The sequence below is a fragment of the uncultured Lutibacter sp. genome (assembly GCF_937891065.1).
GTDB lineage: Bacteria > Bacteroidota > Bacteroidia > Flavobacteriales > Flavobacteriaceae > Lutibacter.
In genome coordinates this window covers 1-6,529 of record NZ_CALAEQ010000022.1, presented here as the reverse complement: position 1 = coordinate 6,529, position 6,529 = coordinate 1, and the positions used below count along the sequence as shown (strand labels likewise).

The following is a 6,529-nucleotide window of genomic DNA, read 5'->3' as shown; positions in this document are numbered from 1 at the left end:
GGATCTGGAACAAATGATAAAGCTGGTTCAGTTTGGAATTTATTACGTTGGGTAAGCAATCGTACAATTAAAGAAACGTTTGTAACACCAACTGATTACAAATATCCATTCTTAGGAGAATAATCCTAAATACATCATAAAAAAACTCGCCAATTGGCGAGTTTTTTATTATCTAATACTTAAAATTATTTACCCTGCTGTTAATGTATCAGCCCCTGGTAATAAACCAACTAATTCTTGTGGATTATGAATTATTGTTGGCATATGTTGTGGACAAATATAAAATTCGCTTTCTTGATAATAGAATTTTGTTACAGGTGTTTCAACTGAAGATTTTTTACAAACTAAACATTCTTTTATGTTACTCATAGTTATACATTTTTAATTTAGGACAAATTTACCTTTTATTTTAAAATTAAAAACTAACAAATGTCACATTTTCAATTTACCAAAATATTTAACAAAAAAAAGAGCTTAAACACATCCGTATTTAAGCTCTTTTTACTAATTATAAAAAATTTTATTCGAAATCTTTTGTTTCACCTACTGCAGAAACTTGAACGTTTACCGCTCTCCCTGATGAATCCACTATAAATGCAACCACTTCTAAATTAGCTTTATTTTCAATTGAAGAAAATAAATCAACACTAAATGTTTTTTCATAAGTATTTGAAGTTGTATCATAATCTCCTGAAGTAATAGCATCTCCAAATAAATCAGTTGGTACTTGTCTTAAAACCTTATTATGTTCAAAATTCGATAAAACTGATTGACCTCCGAAATATGTTGTATAATTTTCTTGATTATAATTTAAACCATTCTCAAGTATGTAAACCACTAACTTCTCACCATCTAAATCACCAATAATTCCAGAATTAACTTTAATATCTAAGGTGTTATTTGTAAGCGTTGAAGCTATTTTTAATCCAATATTTTTAATTCTTTGGACACCACCATTCTCTACTAAATTTTTAACCTGACTCACATAAGATGTTTCAGGACTATTCCATTCTGATTTTCTATTTAGCTTTGCCGTTGGATAACTATTAACGCCAAAAACACTTCCATTAGGATAAGTATAAGGGTCATAATACCCATTATTACTGTCAGTAGAACCACTATGAATAGCAACAGTAATTGACGCATCAATTACAGCTTCAACTAATTCTATGGCATACGATACTCGAGGACACCATCCACACCAAGTCCCTGTAAAATCTTCAATCAAAACCTTCTGTTTGTATCCCGTTAATAAATTAACTTCATTACTAGCTAATCCGCTATAAGTAGCTGTTAATATTTCACTTCCTCTTTTAGAAGGAGCATACGTAATACCAGCAATTTCTAATCCATTAACAAAATATGTAGCCTCATTTGTGAAATCTGTTCCTTCATTTCCAACTGCAGATAATGTAACTGTTTCTCCTAATAAAATTTCTTTTGAAGAACTAGAAACAACTATAGAACTTAGCGTATTAACAGCATTTACTTTCACGTAAATACTAGAACTTTTTAACCCTTCATATTCAGCACGAATCGCAAAAGTTCCATCCTGTGAAGGAGTGTATGATGTTCCTGTAATAACTGTGTTATTAAAATAAATAGAAGCAGTTGAAGTTAAATTTACATCTAAATTATCCTTCACTGAAAAAGTTAAAGTTTCACCTAAATCTACTTCAAGTTTATTAGATGTTATTAAAATTGAAGTTGCATTAACTTCTGGGATATCATCAGAAGATCCACTACATGAACTTACTAAAAAAGCTAGACTTAGCATTAAGAAACTAAATAATTGGTTTGTTTTCATAAAATATTTTTTGATTTGAAGCAAATATAATTTTTTTAAAAAACTTCTCATTTATTATTGTTAATTTTTTATTGAAAAACGTTAATATTGTGGGAGAAATTAAAAAATTTATGAAAAATTATATTTTATCATTATTCATCCTACTTTACTGTTTATCTAGTTATTCACAAAGTTCATTACCTATATATAAATTAAAATCTTTAGATGGAACCATGGTTTCCACAGAAAATCTAGCTGCGAAAGATGAAGTTTTAGTCATTTCATTATGGGCAACATGGTGCGTTCCGTGCATCAATGAACTAGATGCCATCCAAGAAAATTATGCTGATTGGCAAGAAGAAACTAGCTTTAAATTGGTTGCCATATCTATTGATAATGCGAGAACATCATCACGAGTTAAACCTCTTGTTAATGGAAAAGAATGGGATTACGAAATATTACTCGATACAAATCAAGATTTCAAAAGAGCCGTAAACGCAAATACGGTTCCACATGTTTTAATAGTGAAAAATAATAAAATTTTATATTCTCACTCAGGTTATACTCCAGGTAGCGAAATAGATTTATATGAAAAAGTTAAAGAATTTGCTCAATAAATATACTATGAAAAAAATAAGTCTAATCATTATTACCTTGTTATCATTACAAGCATATTCACAAGAAAACTGGTTTAGTGGAAGTTTTAACTCGAATGCCCAATATTATTTAGATGATAATAAAACTGGTGATTTTAATGAAGATGACAGATTTCGATCAAATAACTACCTAAAATTAGATGCTAGATTTAACCATTTCACTTTCGGAATTCAGGTTGAAGGATACGCTCCACAAGCTATTTTAAATTTCTCTCCAACTTTTGATAAAAAAATTGGACTGGGAAATTACTATGCAAATTATAGAACAGAAAAATTAGATATTACTGCTGGTCATTTTTATGAACAATTTGGTAATGGATTAATTTTAAGATCTTGGGAAGACAAAGAGCTAGGAATTAACAATGCTTTAATTGGTGGTAGAATAAAATATTCACCCTTCAATTATTTACAATTAACAGCTCTTTATGGAAAACAACGAAAAGGGTTTGATATTTCTGATGGTGAAATTTTAGGATTTGATACTGAGTTGAACTTGTCAGATTTGTTTAAATTAGAGAATTCATCAATAAACGTTGGATTTAGCGCTGTTAGTAGAATCCAAGATATTGAAAATGCCGCTCCTAATTTCAATAAAAATACCAATGCTTTTTCTGGAAGGTTAAATTTTTCTAAAGGAAACATCTACACTTATATAGAATATATCATAAAAGATGAAGATGCTTTAGTAGAATTTGAAACTGTTAAAACAGATAAATTAGCAACAGGAAATGCACTTGTTTTTAATACAGGTTACTCAAAAAAAGGCTTCGGTATAGATGCTACATTTAGAAGACTAGAGAACATGAACTTCTTTTCAGATAGAGAACAAGAAGGTAATTTATACAATGAACAAGTTGTAAATTATATTCCAAGTTTAACAAAACAGCATGATTATAGTCTAACTAATATTTATGTTTACCAATCACAGCCCAAATTATCATACAATCCAATTGGTAAATCAGGTGAAATTGGAACTCAATTCGATATTTATTATAATATTAAAAAAGGTTCTTCCTTAGGAGGTAAATACGGTACAAAACTAGCTTTTAATTACTCAACATGGTACGGGTTAGATGCAGAATATAATATCGTTGACAGAACATACTCTTCTGAATTTTTAAATTTCGGTAATAAATATTTCACAGATACAAATCTAGAAGTGAGAAAAAAATGGTCTAAACAATGGGCTTCAATTTTTACGTTTACCAATTTATTTTACAACAAACGTTATGTTGAAGAAACCGTAGGAAAAGTTAATGCCACAATATTGGTTGCAGAATCTACTTATAAAATATCGCCCAAAAAATCAATTCGATTTGAAGCACAACATTTATGGACTAAAGATGATAAGAAAAATTGGTGGGGAGGTACTTTAGAATATAACCTGTCCCCAAAAATATCTTTCTTTGCTACTGACGTGTATAATTATGGTAATGAGCTTAAAAAAATTCATTACTACAATTTTGGAGGTAGTTTCACAAAAAATACAACTCGAATTGCTTTAAATTATGGAAGACAGCGTGGAGGCTTATTATGTGTAGGTGGAATTTGTAGAATTGTTCCAGAATCAACTGGAGTTGGGCTCACAGTATCCACTTCATTTTAAGATTTTTTCAATTTAAATTTCAAAGGAATATGAACCACTTTTTTAGTTTCAAAAAATTCCTCTTCAAAAAAATCTGTTAAATTGTATTGTGTTGCCTTAGGGAAGTTTGCTAATTCTTCTGCTAAATCACCACCTTTTAAATATAAAATTCCGTTTTTTAATTCGTGTCTTTGCTTTTTTGCGACTTTGCTTTTTACCCACTTAGAAAAATCATCCATATTTGTAACAGCTCTGCTCACAATAAAATCAAATTCACCTTTTACATTTTCTGCTCTAATGGCTTCTGCTTTCAAGTTTTCTAAACCCAGTGCAGTAGCAACTTCATTTACTACTTTAATTTTTTTTCCTATAGAATCTACCAAATAAAAATTCGTCTCAGGAAATAATATGGCTAAGGGGATACCCGGAAAACCTCCTCCTGTACCAACATCTAAAATTGAAACTTTGGGCTGAAATGGCTGAACTTTTGCAATTCCTAATGAATGCACTACATGGCGTACGTACAATTCATCAATATCTTTTCTTGAAATTACATTTATTTGAGCATTCCATTCTTTGTACAATGCTTCTAATTTAGAAAATTGAGCTATTTGGGTTTCTGATAAATTAGAAAAATACTTTGTAATAATTTCCATTGGCTAAAAATTTGGATGACAAAATTACGATTTCCTAAATTAAACTCACAACTTTTAAAAAAATGTTATTTTTATCATAAAATTTTTAATTGATAGCGTAATTGGTGTAATTTTGGTGAGTATATTTGTATACTATTAAAAAAATCATGATTAACAAGACAATACATTTTTCAAGAATTGACAAAGCTGCTTTTTTTAAAACGCTGAACAAAAAAGTCAATACTTACTTTAAAGAAAATAAAATTAAAAGAACGGGCAATTGGAGTTTATATTCCAAAGCCATCATCATGTTTGCTGTTTTTTTAGTTCCATTACTATTAATTTTAACTGTAAATATGCCACAATGGGCATTACTTTTACTAACAGTTGTGATTGGAATTGGAATGGCTGGTGTTGGAATGAATGTGATGCACGATAGCAATCACGATTCTTTTTCAAGCAAAAAATGGGTCAACAAACTAATGGGTAGCAGCATCTACATATTAGCAGGAAATGTTTACAACTGGAAAGTTCAGCATAATGTGCTACATCATACTTTTACCAATATTGAAGGATATGATGAAGATATTGATGCAGGAAGAATTATTCGCTTTTCAAAACATGCAAAATGGTTGAAAATTCATAAATTTCAAAAATATTATTCTTTTTTATTATATGGTTTGTTAACTATAAATTGGGCTATTACAACCGATTTTAAGCAAATGCATCGATACCTTAAGCGTAAGCTTTCCTATGGTAAATTTCCAAATCCTACTAAAGAGTGGACCGTTTTAATAATTACCAAAATAGTGTACTATTTCCTATGGATTGTATTACCGCTTCTTGTCTTAGATATTGCTTGGTGGAAAATATTAATTGGCTTTTTTGTAATGCATTATACAGCAGGAATGATATTAAGTATAGTTTTTCAATTGGCCCATATTGTACCAAAAGCCGAAACACCATTACCTGATAAAGAAGGAAATTTAGAGCATACTTGGGCAGTTCATCAATTATTTACAACGGCTAATTTTGCGCCAAATAATAAATTTGTTTCTTGGTATACTGGTGGGCTTAATCATCAAGTTGAACATCATATTTTTCCTCATATTTCTCATGTACATTATGGAAATATCGCAAAAATTGTAAAAGAAACAGCCTCAGAATTTAATTTACCATACAACGAATATAAAACCTTTAAAAAAGCATTAATAGAGCATTTTAACCAATTAAAAACATTGGGAACAAAACCTACTTACGCGTAATTATATTTTATGACCAATCAACTATCCAACAGAATTAACAGTTTGCCAATTTCAGAAACTTTGGCAATGGCAGCTAAAGCAAGAGAATTAAAAGCACAAGGGAAAGATATTATAAGTTTAAGCTTGGGAGAGCCCGATTTTAATACACCTGATTTTATTAAGGAAGCTGCCATACAAGCTATTCACGATAATTATAGTTCATATAGTCCTGTTGATGGTTATTTAGATTTAAAACAAGCTATTTGCAGAAAATTTAAACGCGATAACAATTTAGAATACCAACCAAATCAGGTAATAGTATCAACAGGCGCAAAACAATCTATTGCAAATGTGGCAATGGTTTTGTTAAACCCAGGAGATGAAGTATTATTGCCAGCACCATACTGGGTTAGTTATTCAGCAATTTCAATATTAGCAGAAGCAACTTATAAAGAGATCCCTTCATCTATTGAAACTGACTTTAAAATTACTCCTCAACAATTAGAAGCTGCCATTACACCCAAAACAAAAATGATATTTTTTAACTCACCAAATAATCCAAGTGGTACTGTTTATAGTGAGGCAGAATATAGAGCTTTGGCAAAAGTGTTAGAAAAATATCC

At 30.0% G+C, this 6,529-nt stretch carries 7 protein-coding genes; 4 read left to right on the top strand and 3 right to left on the bottom strand.

Going from position 1 to position 6,529, the window contains the following annotated elements:
- Positions 1-189 precede the first annotated feature (189 nt).
- Both Q0352_RS01590 and Q0352_RS01585 read right to left on the bottom strand, forming a co-directional pair.
- Positions 190-369, bottom strand: a complete 180-nt coding sequence (locus Q0352_RS01590; RefSeq protein ID WP_299522543.1) for a hypothetical protein — start codon at positions 367-369, stop codon at positions 190-192.
- 151 nt (positions 370-520) lie between these two features.
- Entirely contained in the window at positions 521-1,807 is a 1,287-nt protein-coding gene (locus tag Q0352_RS01585) for an Omp28-related outer membrane protein (RefSeq protein ID WP_299522540.1), read from the bottom strand.
- A gap of 110 nt (positions 1,808-1,917) precedes the next feature.
- On the opposite strand from Q0352_RS01585, the gene Q0352_RS01580 reads away from it, so the two are divergent.
- Both Q0352_RS01580 and Q0352_RS01575 read left to right on the top strand, forming a co-directional pair.
- Complete coding sequence (locus Q0352_RS01580; RefSeq protein ID WP_299522546.1) at positions 1,918-2,403, top strand: TlpA disulfide reductase family protein; 486 nt, start codon at positions 1,918-1,920, stop codon at positions 2,401-2,403.
- A gap of 7 nt (positions 2,404-2,410) precedes the next feature.
- On the top strand, positions 2,411-4,048 hold the full coding sequence (locus tag Q0352_RS01575) for a DUF6029 family protein (protein WP_299522537.1): 1,638 nt from the start codon (positions 2,411-2,413) through the stop codon (positions 4,046-4,048).
- Here the strand turns inward: Q0352_RS01575 and rsmG are convergent.
- Positions 4,045-4,683, bottom strand: a complete 639-nt coding sequence (rsmG, locus tag Q0352_RS01570; RefSeq protein ID WP_299522534.1) for a 16S rRNA (guanine(527)-N(7))-methyltransferase RsmG — start codon at positions 4,681-4,683, stop codon at positions 4,045-4,047. The genes Q0352_RS01575 and rsmG overlap by 4 nt on opposite strands.
- 146 nt (positions 4,684-4,829) lie before the next feature.
- Here rsmG and Q0352_RS01565 point away from each other — a divergent pair, with 146 nt between their 5' ends.
- Positions 4,830-5,927, top strand: a complete 1,098-nt coding sequence (locus tag Q0352_RS01565; RefSeq protein ID WP_299522531.1) for an acyl-CoA desaturase — start codon at positions 4,830-4,832, stop codon at positions 5,925-5,927.
- 9 nt (positions 5,928-5,936) lie between these two features.
- A partial coding sequence (locus tag Q0352_RS01560) for an aminotransferase class I/II-fold pyridoxal phosphate-dependent enzyme (protein WP_299522528.1) occupies positions 5,937-6,529 on the top strand: 593 nt, incomplete at its 3' end.